2 protein-coding genes are annotated in these 2,408 nt (G+C 67.5%); both read right to left on the minus strand.

Annotated features, from left to right (window positions below):
- Positions 1 to 1,134: radical SAM protein (locus tag C446_RS13330; protein ID WP_006673646.1), on the minus strand; the 1,134-nt coding region annotated here is incomplete at its 3' end.
- 122 nt (positions 1,135 to 1,256) lie between these two features.
- Entirely contained in the window at positions 1,257 to 2,177 is a 921-nt protein-coding gene (gene pdxS, locus C446_RS13335) for a pyridoxal 5'-phosphate synthase lyase subunit PdxS (RefSeq protein WP_006673647.1), read from the minus strand.
- Between the last annotated feature and the right edge of the window lie 231 nt (positions 2,178 to 2,408).

Here is a 2,408-nt window from a genome sequence, read left to right on the forward strand (position 1 = left end):
CGGTTCGAGAGCCTCGAGCCCGCCGGCGGGCTCGAGTTCGTAGCCGTGATCCGTTGCCACCCACGGGCAGAGTGGATCGCTGGCGGTGGGATCGCCGGTCGCGGCGTAGGCTCGCGAGCGGGAGCCCCCACAGGTCTCGAGGGCGGGACACTCGCTGCAGGGGCCGGTAAACGACGGTCGGTCCCGTAACCGACGCATCAGGTCCGACTCCCGGTAGATCGAGACCAGCGACTCCTCGCGGACGTTCCCCGCCGACAGCGGCATGAAGCCGGACGGGTAGACCTCTCCCGTCGCACTGACGAAGACGAACCCATTCCCGGCACCCGTCGTCCCGACGGCGGCGTCTTCCCCGCGCAGTTCGTTCGCGACCCGCCGGTAGAACGGGGCTTCGACGGTGATAACTCGGTACGGCCGCTGCTCGTTCTGTCGGTAAAGCCAGCCCGCGACTGCGCCCGCACGGTCGGGCTCGAGCTGGGCCAGTTCGACGCCGCGGCCGACGGGCACGAGGAAGAACACCTCCCACATCACCGCGCCGAGCTCCTCCACGAGGTCGGCGATCGCGGGCAGTTCGGTGACCGTATCGGCCGTGACGGTCGTATTGACCTGCACCGAAAGCCCGAATTCGCGTGCCCGTTTTGCCGCCCGAATCGCCGTCTCGAAGGTTCCTGACTCGCCGCGGAAAGCGTCGTGGCTCTCCGCGGTGGCCCCGTCGAGACTCACCGCGATTCGACTTACGCCAGCGTCGGCCAGTCGCTCGAGCGTCTCGTCCTCGAGGCTCGGGGTAGTCGCGGGCGTGACCGCCGGCGTGATGCCGACATCCCGTGCGCCCGCGATGAGATCGTACAGGTCGGGGCGCTCGAGGGGGTCTCCCCCCGAGAGGACGACCATCGGGGTTCGGTCACCGAAGTCGGCGATCTCTTCGAACAGCGCGATCCCTTCCTCGGTGTCGAGTTCGTTCGGGTCACGGTCCGGCGTCGCGTCGGCCCGGCAGTGGTCGCAGGCAAGTTCACAGGCCTGCGTGAGTTCCCAGGTGACCACGAGCGGGGTGCGGTCGTACCGCCGTCCGGGGCCGTGTGGTCCCGTTCCTGCTTCCGGCTCGGCGTCTCTGCCGCCGCCGTGTGGATGGTCGGCCATACCGTCTTTTAGACGGATGGCAGGGAAAGCGGGACGCTGTATAATCGCCGCGTTTTTGTTTTTCGTTCGCTCGAACTCGCTGGACGCGAGCGAAAACCAAAATCAGCCCTGCGTCGTCCGCCCTAGACGCCCCGGTCCTGCATCTGCTCCTCTTCGGGCAGGTCGACGTTCGCGTCGCCTTTCATCCCTTTGCCGAGGTTCTTCGCGATCTCGGCCAGCGCCTCGGGGTCGTCCCAGTTGTTGACGGCCTCGACGATCGCTTCGCCCATCACGGGCGGGTTCTCCGCGCCGAAGATGCCGCTGCCGACGAAGATCCCGTCACATTCGTGGTGCATCATCAGGGCAGCGTCGGCCGGCGTCGCGATGCCGCCGGCGGCGAAGTTGACGACCGGTAGGCGTCCCATTTCGGCGGTCTCGTGGACCAGCTCCGCGGGGGCTTCGATCTCTCGGGCGTAGGCCTCACGTTCCTCGTGGGTCATGCCCTCGATCTTGCGGATGGCGCTCTTGATGTTGCGCTGGTGGTGGACAGCCTGGTTGACGTCGCCGGTCCCGGCTTCGCCTTTGGTGCGGATCATCGCCGCGCCTTCGTCGATCCGGCGCAGTGCCTCGCCGAGGTTGCGGGCACCACAGACGAACGGCGCGGTGAAGTCGCGCTTGTCGATGTGGTAGGCATCGTCGGCAGGGGTCAGCACTTCGGACTCGTCGATCATGTCGACGCCGACGGCCTCGAGAACCTGGGCCTCCTTCGTGTGGCCGATGCGGGCCTTGCCCATTACGGGGATGGAGACGGCATCGACGATCTCCTCGACGTCCGCCGGGTCGGCCATCCGCGCGACGCCGCCGCGCTTGCGGATGTCGGCCGGCACTGCCTCGAGGGCCATCACGGCCACCGCACCGGCCTCCTCGGCGATGCGGGCCTGTTCGGGGTTGACGACGTCCATGATGACGCCGCCTTTCTGCATCCGGGCGAACCCTCGCTTGACGAGGTCGGTCCCGCGTCGCAGCTCCTCGAGATCGGTCTCACCGTCGATCGGTTCGGACATATTGCGCCGTTAGGAGCCACCGCACTTACGCGTGTCCGTTCCAGCCGGGTTTGCTGTTGTCGGGGAGAACTGAACGTCGTTCGGGAGGCGTTCGACCCCGCCGAAGCTGTCGGGGCCGCCGAATCCGGTGTGGACTCGAGTCGCTCCCTCGCCGAGACACGAAACTGGGACCGAGATCGAGACCAGGGGGCCGCGTGGTCGTCCGCTCGTTTGGTTCGCGGCGGTAACCGC

Source organism: Halobiforma nitratireducens JCM 10879 (assembly GCF_000337895.1).
GTDB classification, from domain to species: domain Archaea; phylum Halobacteriota; class Halobacteria; order Halobacteriales; family Natrialbaceae; genus Natronobacterium; species Natronobacterium nitratireducens.

Coding starts and splice junctions, on each gene's coding strand:
- pdxS (WP_006673647.1), bottom strand. CDS start 2,177: ATGTCCGAACCGATCGACGGTGAGACCGATCTCGAGGAGCTGCGACGC.